The sequence below is a fragment of the Streptosporangium fragile genome (assembly GCF_039534445.1).
GTDB lineage: Bacteria > Actinomycetota > Actinomycetes > Streptosporangiales > Streptosporangiaceae > Streptosporangium > Streptosporangium fragile.
Genome location: NZ_BAAAVI010000112.1, coordinates 1 through 17,368, shown reverse-complemented (window position 1 = coordinate 17,368; position 17,368 = coordinate 1). Strand labels below are relative to the sequence as shown.

The 17,368-nt window shown below is 73.1% G+C and carries 17 protein-coding genes; 5 read left to right on the top strand and 12 right to left on the bottom strand.

Annotation, left to right across the window (positions count from 1 at the left end):
• Positions 1-117: 117 nt before the first annotated feature.
• On the bottom strand, positions 118-1,257 hold the full coding sequence (locus ABD841_RS38470) for a Vgb family protein (protein ID WP_344981990.1): 1,140 nt from the start codon (positions 1,255-1,257) through the stop codon (positions 118-120).
• Positions 1,258-1,559: 302 nt separating this feature from the next.
• Entirely contained in the window at positions 1,560-2,129 is a 570-nt protein-coding gene (locus ABD841_RS38465) for a hypothetical protein (protein WP_344981989.1), read from the bottom strand.
• A 521-nt stretch (positions 2,130-2,650) separates the two neighbouring features.
• Here ABD841_RS38465 and ABD841_RS38460 point away from each other — a divergent pair.
• Together ABD841_RS38460 and ABD841_RS38455 are read left to right on the top strand one after the other, a co-directional pair.
• Positions 2,651-3,205 carry a hypothetical protein gene (locus ABD841_RS38460; protein WP_344981988.1) on the top strand — a complete coding sequence of 185 codons (555 nt, stop codon included), beginning with the start codon at positions 2,651-2,653 and terminating at the stop codon, positions 3,203-3,205.
• Positions 3,198-4,268: a hypothetical protein gene (locus tag ABD841_RS38455; RefSeq protein ID WP_344981987.1), complete on the top strand. Its 1,071-nt coding sequence runs from the start codon at positions 3,198-3,200 to the stop codon at positions 4,266-4,268. The genes ABD841_RS38460 and ABD841_RS38455 overlap by 8 nt, the downstream gene beginning before the upstream one ends.
• Positions 4,269-4,472: 204 nt before the next feature.
• On the opposite strand, the gene ABD841_RS38450 is transcribed toward ABD841_RS38455, so the two are convergent.
• The gene (locus ABD841_RS38450) at positions 4,473-4,883 is read right to left on the bottom strand and encodes a nuclear transport factor 2 family protein (protein ID WP_344981986.1); all 411 of its coding nucleotides are present in this window, start codon (positions 4,881-4,883) and stop codon (positions 4,473-4,475) included.
• A gap of 208 nt (positions 4,884-5,091) precedes the next feature.
• On the opposite strand from ABD841_RS38450, the gene ABD841_RS38445 reads away from it, so the two are divergent.
• Together ABD841_RS38445 and ABD841_RS38440 are read left to right on the top strand one after the other, a co-directional pair.
• A complete protein-coding gene (locus tag ABD841_RS38445; RefSeq protein ID WP_344981985.1) occupies positions 5,092-5,676 on the top strand; it encodes a TetR/AcrR family transcriptional regulator in 585 nt (194 codons plus the stop codon).
• Between the two features lie 233 nt (positions 5,677-5,909).
• Positions 5,910-8,108 (top strand): SpoIIE family protein phosphatase, encoded by a 2,199-nt coding sequence (locus ABD841_RS38440; protein WP_344981984.1) that lies wholly within the window; start codon positions 5,910-5,912, stop codon positions 8,106-8,108.
• A gap of 39 nt (positions 8,109-8,147) precedes the next feature.
• On the opposite strand, the gene ABD841_RS38435 is transcribed toward ABD841_RS38440, so the two are convergent.
• Positions 8,148-9,575 (bottom strand): aldehyde dehydrogenase family protein, encoded by a 1,428-nt coding sequence (locus ABD841_RS38435; RefSeq protein ID WP_344981983.1) that lies wholly within the window; start codon positions 9,573-9,575, stop codon positions 8,148-8,150.
• A 235-nt stretch (positions 9,576-9,810) separates the two neighbouring features.
• Between ABD841_RS38435 and ABD841_RS38430 the strand changes: the two genes are divergently transcribed.
• Complete coding sequence (locus ABD841_RS38430; RefSeq protein WP_344981982.1) at positions 9,811-10,995, top strand: ROK family protein; 1,185 nt, start codon at positions 9,811-9,813, stop codon at positions 10,993-10,995.
• A gap of 52 nt (positions 10,996-11,047) precedes the next feature.
• Here the strand turns inward: ABD841_RS38430 and ABD841_RS38425 are convergent, their stop codons facing one another.
• From ABD841_RS38425 to ABD841_RS38390, 8 genes are all read right to left on the bottom strand, one after another.
• The gene (locus tag ABD841_RS38425) at positions 11,048-11,533 is read right to left on the bottom strand and encodes an SRPBCC family protein (protein WP_344981981.1); all 486 of its coding nucleotides are present in this window, start codon (positions 11,531-11,533) and stop codon (positions 11,048-11,050) included.
• Positions 11,530-11,868 (bottom strand): ArsR/SmtB family transcription factor, encoded by a 339-nt coding sequence (locus ABD841_RS38420; RefSeq protein ID WP_344981980.1) that lies wholly within the window; start codon positions 11,866-11,868, stop codon positions 11,530-11,532. The genes ABD841_RS38425 and ABD841_RS38420 overlap by 4 nt, the downstream gene beginning before the upstream one ends.
• A 106-nt stretch (positions 11,869-11,974) precedes the next feature.
• Complete coding sequence (locus ABD841_RS38415) at positions 11,975-13,312, bottom strand: alkaline phosphatase family protein (protein WP_344981979.1); 1,338 nt, start codon at positions 13,310-13,312, stop codon at positions 11,975-11,977.
• Positions 13,312-14,424, bottom strand: coding sequence for a metabolite traffic protein EboE (gene eboE, locus ABD841_RS38410; RefSeq protein WP_344981978.1), 1,113 nt, complete (start codon positions 14,422-14,424; stop codon positions 13,312-13,314). The genes ABD841_RS38415 and eboE overlap by 1 nt, the downstream gene beginning before the upstream one ends.
• Positions 14,425-14,426: 2 nt before the next feature.
• Positions 14,427-15,269, bottom strand: a complete 843-nt coding sequence (locus tag ABD841_RS38405; RefSeq protein ID WP_344981977.1) for a TatD family hydrolase — start codon at positions 15,267-15,269, stop codon at positions 14,427-14,429.
• On the bottom strand, positions 15,269-15,775 hold the full coding sequence (locus tag ABD841_RS38400) for an EboA domain-containing protein (RefSeq protein WP_344981976.1): 507 nt from the start codon (positions 15,773-15,775) through the stop codon (positions 15,269-15,271). The genes ABD841_RS38405 and ABD841_RS38400 overlap by 1 nt, the downstream gene beginning before the upstream one ends.
• Complete coding sequence (locus ABD841_RS38395; protein ID WP_344981975.1) at positions 15,738-16,580, bottom strand: sugar phosphate isomerase/epimerase family protein; 843 nt, start codon at positions 16,578-16,580, stop codon at positions 15,738-15,740. Before ABD841_RS38395 ends, ABD841_RS38400 begins: the two co-directional genes overlap by 38 nt.
• A complete protein-coding gene (locus tag ABD841_RS38390; protein WP_344981974.1) occupies positions 16,577-17,041 on the bottom strand; it encodes a UbiA prenyltransferase family protein in 465 nt (154 codons plus the stop codon). Before ABD841_RS38390 ends, ABD841_RS38395 begins: the two co-directional genes overlap by 4 nt.
• Between the last annotated feature and the right edge of the window lie 327 nt (positions 17,042-17,368).

Below are 17,368 nucleotides of genomic sequence, written 5' to 3'. Positions count from 1 at the left end.
AAGGACTAGGGCCTCCCGGGCCGCCGGCGTCGCCGGCGGGCCGGGGGGAGGGCCCGGCCGGGGGAGGGCCCGTGACGACGGCCGCGGCGAACCCGCGGCGGCCGCCGGCCGGCTGGGTCAGGGCGTCACCACGGCGATCTGGTCGACGTAGTCCTCGGTGACCCAGAGGTTGTCGTCGGATCCGAGCGCGACCTCGAAGGGCCCGGAGACGTTGGTCGGGAGCGTGTACTCGTCGATCGTCCCCGACGTGGTGACGCTGGCGATGATGTTGGCGCTCTGCTCGGTGAACCACAGGTTGTCGTCCGGGCCGACGGTGATGCCCCACGGGTAGCTGTTGGGGTCGGTGAGCGCGTACTCGGTGAAGGTGCCCGTGGTGCTGACGGAACTGACATACCCGTTGGCGTCGGTGTACCACAGGTTGCCGTCCGGCCCCGCGGTGATCCCGATGGGCGTCGCGCCGGAGGTGGGAACGGTGAACTCGGTGATCGTCCCCGACGGGGTGATCTGCCCGATGCTGTTCCCGAGCGACTCGGTGAACCAGAGGTTGCCGTCCGGGCCGGCGGCGATGTGCAGGGGGTAGACGTCGGCGGTGGGCAGGGGGTACTCGGTGATCGTCCCGGACGTGGTGATCCGCCCGATCTTGTTGCCTTCCACCTCGACGAACCACAGGGCGTCGTCCGGGCCGACGGTGATGCCCCAGGGGTAGGAGTCGGCGGTGGGCACGGTGTACTCGGTGATCGTCCCGGAGGTGGTGATCCGCCCGATCTTGTTGGCGTTCGCCTCGGTGAACCACAGGGCCCCGTCCGGGCCGACGGTGATGTGCGCGGGCTCGGCGCCGGAGGTGGGGAGCGTGTACTCGGTGAACAGGCCCGACGTGGTGACGCGCCCGATCTTGTTGGCGTAGTTCTCGGTGAACCACAGGGCGCCGTCCGGGCCCGCGGTGATCCCGACGGGGGTCGACGGGCTGGTCGGTATGGTCAGCTCGGTGATGGTCGGCGCCTGCCGGACCTTCCCGCCGAGTCTGGCCTCCCCGTCGAACCGGGCCGCCGAGGCGGCGCGCGGGGCGGGCGGGAAGTGACACTTGATCCGCCGGTGAGCGGGCATCAGCTTGAGTTTGAGGCAGATCTTCACCCAGGGGCGCGGGGGTGAGGGATCGGCTGACCGGGCGGCGGACGCGGTGGACATGGGGGCGCTCGCCGCCAGGACCAGGGCCATGACCATGAGCGGGTACCCCAGGCGTCTAGAGCAGTGACGCATGACATCCCTTCCAGCAAGAAAGAAGACAGAACCGCGGACAGGCCACGCTCTTCGGTATTTGGATAAATCGCCCGAAAATGGGATACGGAAGAAAACTCCGGTCCCAGCCGTCCCGCGCCGTCCGAATATCTCGCAATGCCGTCGGCCGCCGCCGACCGTCGATGTTTGCGGCTGGTCATGAGTCCGCCAATTCGCGGATCGGGCCGGCGGGAAAAGCGGGGAGAGGGCTGGGCCGGACGGGGGAGATTTGGTTCGCCACCGGGAGCGGGTGGCGCCGGGTTCCGCCGGTCGGCGTTCGCCGGTCAGGCGACCGAGTGGGTGATGACGCCGGTGTAGCCGCCCGCGATGGCGGCGGCCGGGACGGCGACCACGATCGTCGGCTGCCAGCTGGTGGTGGTGGGGATCGTCCCCTTGCGGCCCCGGAACGCGGTCACCGTCGTGGCCAGGGAGACCGCCTGGGCGGCGGAGGTCTGCCCCGGGGTGCGGGAGCCTCCGCCGGAGGAGGCGGTGGTCGGGCCGGACCAGTACGAGAGCCTGTCCCTGGTGATGGTCTGCGCGGCCGTGCCGGTGCCGGTGGTGAAGTTGCCGGCCGAGGCGGTGGCCGTCCAGGGGGGCACACCGGGCCGGCTGTCGGTCACGGTCACCGTGCCGAGGGAGCCGCTGATCGTGGTACCGGCGCCGCCGGTGCCGAGGTACGCCGAGTTGGGCACGGTGATCGTCAGTGTCTCGGCGCGCCGGGCGATCGCCGGGTGCCCTCCCGGCCCGGAGTCGGCGGAGGCCGCCGGAGTGCCGAGACCCAGCACCAGGGTGGCCGCCGCCGTCAGCGGCAGGAGCGCTCGCCCGGCGAGGGGACTCGCGGGACCCTTCCTCATGTCGATTCCTCAAGGGTGTCGTGTGGGGATTCGCGTGGAGTGTCTACTCGGTGGAACACGGCGAAAGCAGGTGGCAGCCTAGGGCATTAAACGGGATCGCTTTCCCGGGCCTTGCCCGTGGGTCGTAAATTAACGGCAAAGGCGGCGGTACGGCCTTCCGTTCCGGGGCGAACGGGGTGCTTCGGTCGGTGCTTTCATCCGACCCGGATGCGGCCCGGGAGATAAATGCACTTAAAAACGGATAAACGCCCGGAATCGTGCCGCCGGTAGGCCGCTATTGGAGGAGTCCGCATGCCTTTCGCGTGCTTTCCACGTATGCCGTCGCGGCCCGCCGCGGGAATCGCCCGCCCGGACGCTCTTTAACGTCACAATGTGATCGCCAAAAATCGCCAGATGCCCGCGGCGGCGGTTTCCGGCGACCGGCCGGGGAGCAGGATGTGATCACCGAGGAACCGCCCGGGGGGGCGAAGGGTAACGGAGGGGGATCCGCAGTGCCGAGGAGTCGTCTTGGCGTCCCGTTGATGGGCGCCGCCGGCATGATGGTGGCCACGGTGACGATGGCCCTGCCCGCGCGGGCCGACACCTGCGCCGCTTCAACGACGTGTTCCACCACGGTGACGTTCACCGTGGCCGCGCCGAGCGGGCTGGCGATCACCGTGCCGGACGGCCCGGTGAACCTCGGCGGCGGCCAGCCGGGCGGGCAGATCAGCGGGCAGCTCGGCCCGGTCACGGTGGTCGACCAGCGCGCCGCGCTCAACGGCACGTGGACGGCGAGCGTCGTCTCGACGTCGGGGGCCTTCACCACGGGCGGCGGCACGACGGCCGAGACCATCCCCAACACCGCCGTGCTGTACTGGTCCGGCCCCGCGGTCAACACCACCGGCACCGGGACCTTCGTCCCCGGGCAGCTCAACGCGGCGGCCGCGCAGACGCTCGCCGTCACGCGCACCGCCTTCGCCAAGACGAGCGGCTCCGGCAACAACTCCGCCACCTGGAACCCGACCATCGTGATCAATATCCCCGAGCAGGCGGTGGAAGGTACCTACACCGGTACGATCAACCACTCCGTTGCCTAGCCCCCTGACCCGCCGGCCCGCCGCCCTGGCGGCGCTGCTCGCGCTCCTGGCGTACGGGACGCTGAGCGCTCCGGCGACCGCGCAGGCGGGTCGGGACGGCGGGCGCCCCGCCGACGAGGGTGCCATCGGGATCCGGCTGCTGGAGATCCCCGCCAACCGCGTGGACGACCCGCGATCGCGGTACTTCATCGTCGACCACGTCAACCCCGGCACCACCTTCACCAGGCGCATGGAGGTCGTCAGCACCTCGCCCAAGCCCCAGCGCGTGGAGCTGTACGCGGCCGCCGCCGCCATCAAGGGCAACCGCTTCACGTTCGCCCCGGCCCGCACCGCCAACGAGCTGAGCTCGTGGATCAAGCTCGACCGCACCGCGGTCGACCTGCCTCCGCGCGGCAGCGTACCGGTGAAGGCGACCGTCGCGGTGCCGGCCTGGGCGAGCAAGGCGGAGCGGTACGCCGTCATCTGGGCCCAGGTCTCCTCCGCCGAACCCGGCCCGGAGGGGAACGTCGCCATCGTCAACCGCGTCGGGATCCGCACCTACCTCGACGTCGGCCCGGGGGGTGAACCGCCGTCGGACTTCCAGATCGGCCGGATCGTCCCGCAGCGCACCGAGGACGGGCAGCCGAAGGTCACCGCGACCGTCACCAACACCGGCCACCGCGCCATCGACGTGGACGGGCAGCTGTCGCTGTCGGAGGGGCCGAGCTCCCTGAGCGCCGGCCCCTTCCGGGTCACCCGTGGCACCACCCTGGCCCCCGGCGACCGCGCGGACGTCACCGCGCTGCTGGGCAGGGATCTCCCCGACGGCCCGTGGAAGTTCCGCCTCACCCTGCACAGCGGCCGGATCGAGCGCACGGCGACCGGCACCCTCACCTTCCCCGAGGATCCCGGCACCCGGGGCCTGCCGGTCTCACTGGACTCACCCGGGCGGCTGGCCCTCGTCCTCGCCGGGCTGCTCGCCGTCCTCGCCGCGGTGACCGGCCCGTTCGTCCTCGTCGCGCGTCGTCTCCGCGCGCGCCGGAGGACCCGGGCCGGGGGCTCTCGCGACGGCGAGCTCGTCTGACTCCGGTCCGGCGGGGCCCCGCCGGACCGGCGCCGTCGCACTGAGATCACCCGGCCGGCGTCCGCGGGGGAGAGCGCCGCGAACCCCGCGCCGGACGCGCCGGGGCGTCAGGCGGGGTACGGGAAGCGCGCCTCCGGCGCGGAGGCGCGTCCGCCTGTCCCGCCCCGGAGCCGCCCGGGACCGGACGGCCCGCCCCGTCCTCGGTCACCGGGTGAAGGCGACGCTGATCGCGTGGCTGTCCTCGTGCATCCGATAGCCGGTGATCCTGGCGTCGGCGACGGTGAAGTGCAGGGCGAACTCGTTGACGAACGCCTTGCCGGTGGACACCACGCCGAAGCGGCTGCGGCCGGTGACCACGGCGTGCTCGCCCTCGACGACGGTGGCGTCGACGGTGAACTCCTCGGCGGGGGTGAGTTCCTTGCCGAGCACCGTGAAGAACTCGGAGATCTCATTCCTGGTGGAACGGGTCCCGGTCCAGGGCACGTTCGGCGCGCCGGGGACGGAGAAGTCCACGCGGTCGGCGAACAGGTCGAGGAGGCCGGGCAGGTCCCCGGCGCCGAAGCGGGCGAAGAAGGCGTCGACGATCTCGCGGGTGGTCCGGGGTGCGGTGGTCATGTCTCAGTACCGATCTGTCGCGGGGTGAGTGTGTCCCAGGGGGAGAGGCCGGCGGGACCGGCCGCCGCGGGACCGGCGGCCCCGGTGGTTCCGGGCGCGATGCCGGACGCGGTGCCGGGCCGGACCCATCTCCAACTGGATGGTTGGAGTATGACATGCGGCGGCCAAATGTCCAACTGTCTGGTTGGAATTCTTGTAGGCTGGGTCCATGGCCTGGAACACCGCGAAGACCAAGCAGCTCCTCCTCGACGCCGCGGTGGAGGAGTTCGCCGAGCACGGCCCGCAGGGTGCGCGGGTGGACCGCATCGCCGCGTGCGCCGGGGTGAACAAGGAACGGATCTACCAGTACTTCGGCAGCAAACAGCGGCTGTTCACCGCGGTCCTGGAGGCCGAGCTGGCGAAGGTGGCCGCCGATGTGCCGCTCACCGGCGAACAGGCCACGGACCTCGGCGAGTACGCCGGGCGCGTCTTCGACTACCACTGCGCGCACCCGCACTTCCTGCGCCTGCTGGCGTGGGAAGGGCTGCAGGACGGCCGGGTCGAGGTGGCGGCCGAGGACGAACGCCGGGCTCACTACGCGGAGAAGGTCGCCGCCTTCGCCAAGGCGCAGGCGGAGGGGAGGATCGCCGGTGACGTCGATCCCGCGCATCTGCTCTATGCGGTGTTCGCGCTGGTCGGCTGGTGGTTCTCGGTTCCGCAGGTGGTACGCATGATGATGGCCGGCACCCCCGACGACGGTCCGCAGGCCAGGCGCGCGGCACTGGTCCACATGGTCCGCCGCCTGACCGCGTGAGGCCGCGCCGGGTGGTGCGCGCGCCGACGGTCCGGCCGCACCCGGTGGCCCCCGGATGCCGGAGTCGGGGTGTTTCATCGCCCTATTTGGGCATATTGCCCATGTATGTTGAGCTTTAAGGGTGTTTGGAGTGATTCACCGCTAGCGGCGCGGGTCGGCCGCGGCCGGCGGTGCTGCCGTCCGGCACACCGGGTCGGGCCGGGTGCGGGCCGGGTCCGGCACGGGGACCGGCGATGAGGTCCCCGGGAGCCGCCTCGGGCTCGTTCGTACCTCCCGCCGGGCAGGGGAAGGACACCCGGGACTCCGTTGCATCCGCCGCCGGTTCGGGAGCGGAGCCGCTGGACCCGCTCCTGCTCCAGGCCATGCGGGAGGCGGGCGCGACCGTGGGCGGGATCTACCTGCTGCCACCGGGGGAGCAGGTGCTGCGGCTGACGGTGCTGAGCGGAGTCCCCCTGGAGTTCGTCGCGCCCTGGGAACGGGTGTCGCTGGCGGCCCCGATCCCGGTGGCCGACGCGACGCGCGACCGCCGCCTGGTGTGGGTCGGCAGCCACACGGACATGGCGAACCGCTACCCGCGGACGGCGCTCGCGTTGCCCTATCCCCTCGCGCTGGCCGCCGCCCCGATCACCACCGGCGCCACCTGCTGGGGCGCGCTGCTGCTGATGTGGCCCGGCGCCCGCCCGACCCGGCTCACCCCGGAGGAACTCAACGCGATCAGCGCCGCCTGCCGCCGCCTGGGCGAGTTCCTGCGGCAGGCCGCCGAGAGCGGCCACCCGGTGCTGCCCGGACCGGAGTCGCACCTGCTGGCCCAGCCCCGCACCCGGGTGGTGGGGCCGGAGGAAGCTCTGGCCGCGGCGGACTTCGTCGAGCGCCTTCCCGAGGGCGGCTGCTCCCTGGACCCGGACGGCCGGTTCTCCTACGTCAGCGCCACCGCCGCCGCCATGCTCGGCCGCGACGCCACGGACCTGCTCGGAGAGCTGCCCTGGGAAGCGCTGCCATGGCTGAAGGACCCCGTCTACGAGGACCGCTACCGGTCCGCGATGATCAGTCGCCTGCCCGTCTCCTTCACCGCCCTGAACCCTCCGGACCAGTGGCTGACCTTCCAGCTCTACCCGGACGCCACCGGCGTCAGCGTGCGCATCGCCCCCGGCGACGCGACCGGCGGCCGCTTCCGGGCACCCGGGCCCGTCGCGCCCTCGGGCGTACCGACCCGGGCGGGCGCGCTCTACCACCTGGTCCACCTCGCCGCCGCGCTCACCGAGACCGTCACCGTGCAGGACGTGGTCGATCTGGTCGCCGACCAGATCATGCCCGCCTTCGACGCCCAGGGTCTCACCCTGCTCGCGGTGGAGGGCGGCAGGCTGCAGAGGATCGGCCAACGCGGCTACGGCGCCGAGGCCGTGGACCACTTCGAGAAGATCTCCTCCCTGGCCACCCTGCCGGTCCCGGCCGCGCGCGCCCTGATCAGCGGCATCCCCAGCTTCTTCGCCTCGCCGGAGGAGATGGAGCGGGTCGCCCCCGGCATCCCGGAGCTGACCGGGAAGGCCGCCTGGGCCTTCCTGCCCCTGATCAGCTCGGGTCGCCCCGTCGGTTGCTGCGTGCTCTCCTACCACCGGCCCCACGCCTTCACCGACGAGGAACGCACCGTGCTGACCTCGCTCGCCGGGCTGATCGCCCAGGCCCTGGACCGCGCCCGCCTCTACGACGCCAAGCACCAGCTCGCGCACGGCCTCCAGGAAGCCCTGCTGCCCCACGCCCTGCCCCGCATCCCCGGCCTGAAGGTGGCCGCCCGCTACCGGCCCGCCACCCGCGGCATGGACATCGGCGGCGACTTCTACGACCTCATCCGTCTGGACGACACCACCGTCGCCGCCGTCATCGGCGACGTCCAGGGCCACAACGTCACCGCCGCGGCCCTCATGGGACAGGTGCGCACCGCCGTCCGCGCCTACGCCAGCGCCGGCGCGGCCCCGGACGAGGTCCTCGCCCGGACCAACCGCCTGCTCACCGATCTCGATTCGGGCCTGCTCACCAGCTGCCTGTACGTCCACCTCGACCTGGCCGATCACAAGGTGTGCCTGGCCACCGCCGGCCACCTCCCGCCGATCCTGCGCCACTCCGACGGGCGCACCGAGATCCTCGACGTGAAGCCCGGACCGCTTCTCGGCGTCGACCCCGACGCCGAGTATCCCGGGGTCGGGGCATCCCTGCCCCCCGGGGACCTGCTGGCCCTCTACACCGACGGCCTCATCGAGTCCCCCGGCACCGACCTCGGCGACGCCGCCGTCGACCTCGCCACCCGCCTCGCCTGGGGCCGGCACGAGCCCGTGGAGAACCTCGCCGACATCCTCATCAGCCATACCCGGCGCGCCGACCTGCACAGCGACGACATCGCGCTGCTCCTGCTCACCCCGCACGCCGGCGGCGGATGACGCGGCGTCCCGCAGGCGTCACCCGGGCCGCCGGCCGGATCACTGACCGCGGTCGTACGTGGTGATGTGCACCACCTTGGTGTGGGTCATCTCGTCCAGCAGCTCCGGCCCGTACCCGAAGCCCTCACCGCTGGCGCCGAGGGGCTGGGCGGCGCCGCCCGGCGCGCCGCCGAAGACGGCGTTGACCTTGACCGTTCCGGCCCGAAGCTCACGCCAGGCTCGCTGGGCGTGGGGGAGCGAGCCGGTCAGCACGGTGGCCGCCAGGCCGTACTCGCCGGTGTTGGCCAGGGCGATCGCCTCGTCGAAGCCGTCCACGACGCGGACGGCCGCCACCGGGCCGAAGGTCTCCTCGCGCATGACGGGCATCTCGTCGGTGCACCCGGCCAGCACCGTCGCCGGGTAGAACGCGCCGGGCCCCTCGGGGATCCGGCCGCCGGTCAGCGCCCGCGCCCCGGCCGCCACCGCCGCCCGGACGTGCTCGTGCACGGTGTCACGCAGGCGGCGGTCGACCAGCGGCCCCAACGTGGTCGCCTCGTCCAGCCCCGGCCCCATGCGCAGGCTCTCCGCCGCGGCGACGAGGGCGGCGGTGAACGGCTCGGCCACGCCGCGGTGCACGTAGATCCGCTCCACCGACGTGCAGATCTGCCCGGCGTTGGCGAAGCAGCCCAGCGCGGCCTGCTCGGCCGCCCACTTCGGATCCGCGTCCGCGTCCACGATGAGCGCGTCCTTGCCGCCGTTCTCGCGCAGCACCCGGCAGTGCGCGGCCGCGGCGATCCGCCGGCCCGCCCGGGTGGAGCCCACGTGCGCCACCAGGCCGAGACCGGGGTGGGCGGCCAGCGGGGCGCCCGCCTTCCGGTCGCCGGTGACCATGGTGAGCACGCCGGGCGGCAACTCCTCGGCGAGCAGCTCCACCAGGCGGGCCCCGGTGTGCGGGGTCCGCTCCGACGGCTTGTGCACGACCGTGTTGCCCGTCACCAGCGCGGCGCCGATCAGGCCGCAGGCGATCGCCACGGGGTCGTTCCACGGGGTGATGACGGCGACGACCCCGCGAGGTTCGCGGACCATGAAGTCGGTCGCCGCCCAGCCGCCCTGCAGGGTGCGGGCGCCGTGCAGTGGGCCGAGTTCGGCGTACTGCTCCAGCGTTCCGGCCCCGGCGTCGACGCCGCCGCGCGCGTCGCCGATCGGCTTGCCCATCTCCCGGGTGACCAGCGTGGCCAGCTCGTCGGCGTGCCGCCGGACCCGCTCGGCGGCCCGGCGCAGGAGCGTGCCGCGCTCGGCCGGGGCGTGCCGCGCCCACCCGGGCGCCGCGGCGCGGGCCGACGCGACGGCCGCCTCGACGTCCTCCGCGCATCCGCGCGGGAACCGGCCCACGGGCTCGTCCGTCGCCGGGTCCGTCACCGTCATCGTGGCCTCGCACGCGCTCACGCGCCACGCGCCGTCCACGAACAGCCACTCCGTCCTCGTCATCCGCCCGTGCCTCCCGTCGCTCCGTTCGTCGCACAGCGCCGTGCCCGCCCGAGGCGCCGTCAATCCTGGCGCCGTCCCCGGCGCCTCCCGCTCACCCGATTCGGCGAGCGATCTGGAGACTTTGTCCACGGGGAGGAAGAAGTAAGCCATATAATGGAGCAAGTTGTCGCAAGGCTTGTGCAAGCAGCCACCGTCACACACCCAGACCCCGACCCGGAGGGCGGCGTCACGCGAAATGACAGCTCGCCCGGAGAACGTCCACCAGGCGCAACTCCTCCACCTGCTGCGCGATGAGGGCGCGCGCTCGCGCGCGGAACTCGGCGACGTCGTCCAGCTGTCCCGATCCAAGCTGGCCCTGGAGCTCGACCGGCTCGCCGAGCTGAGACTCGTGGAGTCGGCCGGCCTCGCGGCGTCCCGGGGCGGGCGGCGGTCCGGGATCGTGCGCGTCGCGTCGCACCTGCGGTTCGTCGGCATCGACATCGGCGTCACCTCGATCGACGTCGCGGTGACCAACGGCGAGCTGGAGGTGCTGGGTCACCTCTCCGCGCCGGCGGACGTCCGCGACGGCCCGGCGGCCGTCTTCGAGCAGGCGCTGGAACTGCTCGGCAAGCTGCGCGCGAAGGGTGTGGCGACCGAGATCCACGGCACCGGCATCGGCCTTCCCGGACCGGTGAGCTTCCGCGAGGGGATGCCGATCGCACCCCCGATCATGCCCGGCTGGGACCGCTTCCCGGTCCGGGAGACGATGAGCCAGGAGCTGGGCTGCCCGGTCCTGGTGGACAACGACGTGAACATCATGGCGCTGGGCGAGCTGCACGCCGGGCTCGCCCGGTCCGTCGACGACTTCCTCCTTGTGAAGATCGGAACCGGCGTCGGGTGCGGGATCGTCGTCGACGGCAAGATATACCGCGGCGTGTCGGGCAGCGCGGGCGACATCGGCCACATCAGGGTGGACGACCACGGCCCCGTCTGCGCGTGCGGCAACACCGGTTGCCTGGAGGCGTACTTCGGGGGCGCGGCCCTGGCGCGCGACGCCCTGGCCGCGGCGCGCTCCCAGCGCTCCCCGTTCCTGGCCGAGCGGCTCGCCGAGCGGGGCGCGCTCACCGCGGAGGACGTCTCGGCGGCCGCGGCCGCCGGGGACGCCGCCGCCGTGCAGATGATCCGCGAGGGGGGCCGGCAGGTGGGCAAGGTGCTCGCCGGCCTCGTGAGCTTCTTCAACCCGGGCCTCGTGATCATCGCGGGTGGTGTGGCCGGTCTCGGCCACACCCTGCTCGCGCAGATCCGCGGCGTCGTCTACCACCGGTCGCTGCCCCTGGCCACCGGGAACATGCCCATCGTCCTGTCCGAGCTCGGCGGGACCGCGGGGGTCATCGGGGCGGCCCGCCTGATCAGCGATCACCTGCTGTCCGCCCCCGCCTGAGGCCTGTCCGGTGATTCACCGGACAGGCCCGGTCCGACTTTCCGGACGTCTCTCAGAGCGTCTTGACGAGAGCGACGAGCTGGTCGAGCGCCGCGCCCCAGCCCTCGACGAAGCCCATGTCCGCGTGCTGCTTGTTGTCCTCCGGCGTCCGGTGCATGGCGACGGCCCGGTAGCGGGTGCCGCCGGAGCCGGTCGGCTGGAGCTCGATGACCGCCGTGAAGGGCATCTCACCGGCCTGCGGGCGGTAGCCGGGCGCCAGGGCACTGGTCCACACCAGCCGCTCGTTCGGGATCACCTCGAGGTAGCAGCCCGCTCCGTCGAACTCGTTGCCGTCGGGGGAGCGCATCACCGTGCGGAAGATGCCGCCGGGACGGAGGTCGATCTCGCAGTGCGGCGTCTCGAAGGGCTTGGGCGCGAACCACTCCTTGAGGAGGTCCGGCGTGGTCCACGCCTTCCAGACGAGTGCGGGCGGCACGTCGACCTCCCGGTGGAGCTCGATGTCCAGGTTCGGGTCGAGGGTGTGCGGCGTGAAGCTCATTCTTGCTCCTTCAGGGTGGTCAGGAAGTGGTCGAGCTGGTCGAGGCGCCGTTCCCAGAGGCGGCGCTGCTCCGCCAGCCAGCCGCCGGCGACCTCGAGGGTGCCGGGGGTGAGCCGGTAGGTCCGCACCCGCCCCTTCTTGGCCGAGGTCACCAGCCCGGCACGCTCCAGCACCGCCAGGTGCTGGGTGAACGACGGGAGTGCCATGTCGAACGGCTTGGCCAGCTCCGAGGTGGTGGCCGGCCCCGACACGAGCCGTTCGATCACTTTGCGTCGCGTCGGGTCGGCCAGCGCCTGGAAGACCTGGTCGAGCCGCGCCTCGTCGTTTAGGCACACACCTAACTATGGGGGCAGCCAACGCTTAGGTCAAGACCTAACTATTGCGAGATCGCAGTGCCCCCGCTCGCCGGCGAAGGGACGGCGGCCTGGGGGAAGGCGCCCTTCACTCCCGGGATTCGCCCTTGACGAGCCTGGTCAGCAGCCCCTTCACCTCGGTCGCGGCGTAGGAGTCCCGGTCGAAGGGGCCCAGCAGCACGGGCCCGTCGGCCGCCGAGTCGGGCAGCCGCCCGTGGCTGCCCCGGACCGGTGACGGATCGAGCGGAACCACCGGCATCGTGTAGCGGAAGCCCAGCTTCTTGCGGACCAGCGCCCTGGCCGCGCGGAGCTTCACGAACGGGTCGGCGGGGTCCATGAACAGCTCCGCCGGGTCGTAGCCGGGCTTGCGGTGGATCTCGACGAGCCGCGCGAAGTCGGGCGCCCGGTCGTCGGAGAGCCAGTAGTAGTAGGTGAACCAGGCGTCCGGCTCGGCGACGGCGACGAGCTCGCCGGCGCGTTCGTGGTCGAGGCCGTACCGGGCCTTGCCCTCCCCGTCCAGGACCTCGTCCACGCCCGGCAGTTCGGCGATCAGACCGCGGACGCGGGGCACGTCGGCCGGGTCGCGCACGTAGACGTGGGCGATCTGGTGGTCGGCCACCGCGAAGGCCCTCGACGCCATCGCGTCCAGGTACTCCATCCCGGCCTGCGTGTGGACCTCGAGCAGCCCCGCCCGGCGCAGGGCGCGGTTGACGTCGACGGGGCGGGCCGCCCGGGTGATCCCGTACTCCGAGAGCACGACGAAAGTGGCGTCCTCGGCCAGCAGGGGCGCGAGCGCGGCGTCGACGGCCCGGGCCGCCGCGATCGCCTCCGGGCCGTCCGGGCCGTGGCGCTGCAGGTCGTAGTCCAGGTGCGGGACGTAGACCATCAGCAGGTCGGGCCGCTCCCGGGTGAGGATCCGGCGCGCGGCCGCGACGATCCACTCCGAGGAGGCGATGCCCGCGCCCGGCCCCCAGTACGAGAACAGCGGGAAGTCCCCGAGCGCGGCGACCAGGTCGTCGTGGAGGGACGGGGGCCTGGTGTAACAGTCGGGCGACTTGCGGCCGTCGGCGTGGTAGATCGGGCGCGGGGTGACCACGATGTCGCTCGCGGCCCCCATGGCGTACCACCAGCAGACGTTGGCGGTCCGCAGCCCGGGCAGCGCGCCCCAGAGCTGCTCGCCCTGGATCAGCGCGTTGTGCTGCCGCCACAGGAGAACCTCGCCGAGGTCCCGGAAGTACCAGCCGTTGCCGACGACGCCGTGCTCGCGGGGCGGGGCGCCGGTCAGGAAGGTGGCCTGCACCGAACACGTCACCGCGGGGAGCACGGGCCGCAGCGCCGCCGCGTTCCCCGCTTTCGCGACGTTGGGCATGTGGGTGAGCAACCGCGGGGTCAGGCCGACGACGTCGATGACGACGAGAGGTGCCATCAGATCTCCTCAAGTCCGAGGGCGGCCAGCCGCCGCCTGGTCCAGTTGAGTTCGGCGGCGATGCCCTCGGCGACGTCCGCCCGGCCCGGCAGAACGCTCCAGGTGTAGGTCTCGACCTCGATGTGCCGGGTGAGCGGCGCCGCCATGAGCAGCCGCAGCAGCTCTCCCAGGTGGGACGCCGTCGTGGCCAGGGGCGGCGGGGGCGCGGCGTGCAGGGGCATGTGGAAGTGGGAGCGCCAGGGCTGTTCCGCCGGGAGCCCGCCGGCGAGCGCCGCCCCGAGGTCGTCGACGTATCCGGCGGCCCCGGCGGCGCAGCGGGTCTGGTGGAGGAAGCGGGGCTCGTCGTAGGCGGTCAGGGCCCGCTGCGCCCCCGGGGGCGCCTCGATCGCGCAGGAGGCCTGGAACTTGACGATGGGCAGCCCCAAAGCGACCGCGTCCCGGGGGTCCTCGAAGCCGACGGCGAGGTGGCAGGCGTCCAGGCAGACGCCGAGGTACTCCGGGTCGGCGCCGCCGAGCAGCGCGGCCGCCTGCGAGGTGGTCTCCACGATGCAGCCGGGCTCGGGCTCGAAGCCGACGCGGACGGTCTTGCCGGTCCGGCCGGCGAGCTCCCGCAGGCCCCGGGCGAGGGCGTCCAGGTTCGCGGCGACGGCGGCGGCCTTGTCCCGGGTCCATCCGGTCCGCCAGGCGAGGGGCAGTGTGGAGATCGTGCCCTCGGTGACGTCGTCCGGCAGGAGCCCGGTGAGGATCTCCGCCAGGTCGAGCGTGTAGCGGAGCCGGTCCTCGTGCGCCCAGTCGGGCTGGTATACCCGATATTTCACTACTTCCTGGTGAAATCCCTGGTAGGGAAAGCCGTTGAGCGTCACGACCTCCAGCCCCAGCCGGTCGAGCGCGGCGCGCAGCCGTACGAGCTCGGCGGGGTCGGAGCGCAGCGCCCGGGTGACCCCGTGCGAGAGCCACAGCCCGAGCCCGAGCCGGGCCGCGCCGGTCAGCGCCCGCACGCGCGCGGCGGGCCCGGACAGCTGCCGGTGGATGCCGGGGAGGTCCTCGGCCGGGTGGACGTTGGTGCAGTAGGCGAGGTGGACGGTCGAGCCGCCGGGATGGCGCAACCGCATGGTCAGCGCGTCCCGCGCAGGATCGTGTTGCCCGCGTAGTCGGCTCCGGGCGCCGGGTCGTCCAGTGACAGGCGGCCGCTCTGCCCGTAGAAGGCGACGGGGTTCTCCCACAGCACCCGGTCCACGTCCGCCGCCGTGAACCCCGCGGCCAGCATGGCCTCGCCGACCTCGCGGGTCTTCAACGGGTCGCTGCGCCCCCAGTCGGCCGCCGAGTTCACGAGCATCCGCTCGGTGCCCCACTCCTTGAGGATCGCCACCATCCGGCCGGGGTCCATCTTCGTGTCCGGGTAGATCGAGAAGCCCATCCAGCAGCCGGCGTCGGCGACCATCCCGACGGTGAGCTCGTTGAGGTGGTCGACCAGGACCATGCCCGGGTTCATCCCCCGGACGACGTCGAGCGTGCGGCGGGTCCCGGCCACCTTGTCCCGGTGCGGCGTGTGCACGAGCACCGGCAGGCCGTGCTCCCGCGCGAGCGCGAGCTGGGCCTCGAACGCGCGGTCCTCCTCGGGGGTCATCGCGTCGTAGCCCACCTCGCCGACCGCGACCACGGAGTCCTTCAGCAGGTAGCGGGGCAGCTCGTCCAGCACGCCGGCGCAGCGCGGGTCGTTGGCCTCCTTGGGGTTGAGGGCGAGCGCGCAGTGGTGGCGGACCCCGTGCTGCGCCGCCCGGTACGGTTCCCAGCCCAGCAGCCCGTCGAAGTAGTCGAGGAAGCTGCCGACGTTCGTCCGCGGCTGCCCGAGCCAGAAGGCGGGCTCCACGACCGCGCGGATCCCGGCGGCGTGCATCCGCTCGTAGTCGTCGGTGGTGCGGGACGTCATGTGGATGTGCGGGTCGAAGATCCTCATCAGAGCCTTTCGAGAACGTCGGAGGGAACGGGCCGCCCCGCCGCGCGGCGCTCCGCGGCGTAGCCGGCGAGCATGCGGAGCAGCTCCGCGTCGAGCCGGTGGTCGAGACCCGCGACCGACGCGAGCGGGACGGACATGAAGACGCACTTGAGCACGCCCTGCCGGAAGGAGTGGTCGTCCAGCCAGGTGGAGCCGTACGGCCCGAGCGCGGCGGCGACCAGCCGGGGGTCGTTCGCGCGCAGGGCGTCCCGCACGAGCGGCAGGGCGCCGGCCCCGAGACCGAGATCCCCCAGCGCCTCCAGGATCTCCCGCCGCTCACCGGCGTCGCCCTGCCAGTAGAGCGTGCTGACCCGCTCCAGCGGTTCCGGCGCCGCCCGGACCAGCGCCTTCAGCAGCGCCGCCCGCGCCCCCGCGCCACCCCGGCGGGTGGCCTGCGGGAACAGCCGGTGGACGGTCTCCGGATCCCGCTCAACGTCCCGTACGGCCTGCTTCAGCCACTCGGTCATGGGCCCTCCTCAAGAAGTCGATCGACCTCGCGGCCACCTCGGGTGCCGCGTGGGCGTGCCGGGCCAGCTCGACGGCGACCAGGCCGTCGAAGCCGTCGAGCGCGGCGAGGACCGGCGGGAAGTCGATCTCGCCCGCGCCGAACTCCAGGTGCTCGTGCACACCGCGCCGCATGTCCTCGATCTGCACGTGCACCAGGTACGGCCGGGCCCGCCGGACGCATTCCGGCACGTCGTACGGTTCCAGGCAGCGGCAGTGCCCGATGTCGAGGGTGAGGCCGAACCGGGGATGCCCGCCGAGCGCTCCGCGCAGCCGCTCGAACCCCGCGAGGTCCTCGACGAGCATCCCGGGTTCGGGCTCGAAACCGAGCGTGACCCCCACCCGGTCCGCCTCGTCGAGGAGCCGCTCGCACTGCCGGACGAGACGGTCCCACGCCTCGGCCGCGGAGACGCCGGGCGGCCGGACCCCGCTCCACAGGTGCACCACCGGGGCCCCGAGATCGGCGGCGATCCGCATCGCCCGGCGCAGGAATCCGGCCCGCAGCCCGGCACCGTCGTCCAGCAGCGTCGGGTGGTGCTTGCGCCACGGGTCGAGGGTGTAGCGCCCGCCCGTCTCCACCGCGAGGGCGAGCCCGAGCCGCCCGGCGAGCCCGGCGATTCGCCGGACCTCGGCCGGTGAGGCGTCGGGCGGGAGATGGCCGTGGTCGAGGGTGATCGCCGCACCGGTGTAGCCGAGCTCGGCCAGCACGGTCAGGGCCTGGTCGAGACGGTGGTCGGAGAAGCCGTTGGTGCAGTAGGACCAGATCATGAGGTGGCCATCCTCGCGGAGAGCCACCGGCCCAGGGGCAGCGCGCCCAGCAGGGCCCCCGCCTCGGCGAGCCTGCCCCGGCCCGCGACCGCGGCGGCCTGCAGGGGGATCAGGCCGAGGATGCTCATCCGGACCGCCTGCCGCACACGGTCGGGTGCGGGATCGACACGCAGCGCCGCCTGGGCCCGCCCGCTGGTCGTCAGGTACGCGGCGATCAGCGCCGAGGCGGCGGCCCGGCCGGGGGTCCCGCCGCGCAGGCAGGCCAGGGACGCCAGCGTGGCGGCCGTGGCGGTGGCCGTCAGCGCCCGGCCGGCCGTCTCCGGGGCGGCCCCCGTGACCTCGGCCCGGCCGAGCACGCTGATCCCGTAGGTGTGGGCGCCGACGGCGAGCGCCATGGGGGCCGCCGCCCGGACGTCCGGGCCCGCGCCGAGCAGGACGTCGAGCGTCCGGCAGGCCGCCATCGCGGCCGGGCCCGCACCGGTGTGCTTGAGTCGCAGGTCGTAGGCCCAGACGGCGCCCGCCAGCAGCCCGGCGAGGGCGAGCCCGCGCCGCCGGCGGGCGGGCGGGCCAGGCAGGACCCCCGCCGGGGCGGGGACTGGTCGCCGTGGGCGGGGCGATGCTGTTCCGCGAACCGGCGGCCCGTCGTCGGCACTCCGCGACCGGGGCGGAATTGGAACCGCGGCGCGGGCCGCACGGATTGCCCAACCCGCCCGAAACGGAATTCCGATACATTGATTCCGACCACGCGTTCTAATTTGTCCTCGATTGACTTCAGCCACTGCGGGGGC